The 465-nt window shown below is 62.4% G+C and carries 1 protein-coding gene; it reads left to right on the forward strand.

Annotation, left to right across the window (positions count from 1 at the left end; genetic code table 11):
- The coding region (locus tag GVL52_RS31970; RefSeq protein WP_200847986.1) for a hypothetical protein at positions 1-465 on the forward strand (465 nt) is incomplete at both ends.

Genomic DNA, 465 nt, shown 5'->3' on the forward strand with positions numbered 1-465 from the left:
CTCCTGTACCGCGCCCTCGTCGTGCAATCGGCACAGTGGCCGACCTGGGCGGAAGACCTGCTGACACGTTTGCGCAATCCGCCGCCCGGCATGACGGCTCCGGAAAAGCAGGCCCTCTTCGCCTCGGCGTCCAGTGCTTTCCGCAGCTTGGGTTTCGGTGTACCGTATGCGGCAAGAGCCACCACCAACCCCGACCATCGAACGACGCTCATCACCAGCGGGGAGACCGGAATACATTCCGGTGAGTGTCACGTCTATCAAGTGCCTATCCCTGCCGAGCTGCGTCAGCAGGCCGATGAATTCGATATCCGGATTGACGTGACCTTGTCGTACGTCGCCCAGCCGCGGCGCACGCGCCGCAACTTGCGCCGGTATCTCTCGACTTGGGTCGATTGGAAAGCCAGCAGGTTGGGGGAGGGGTTGCATGACTTTCGCGTGCGTGCCATGAAGGATGCATCGAACGGC

The organism is Rhizobium sp. 18055, from assembly GCF_902706285.1.
In the GTDB taxonomy this organism is placed as follows: Bacteria; Pseudomonadota; Alphaproteobacteria; order Rhizobiales; family Rhizobiaceae; genus Rhizobium.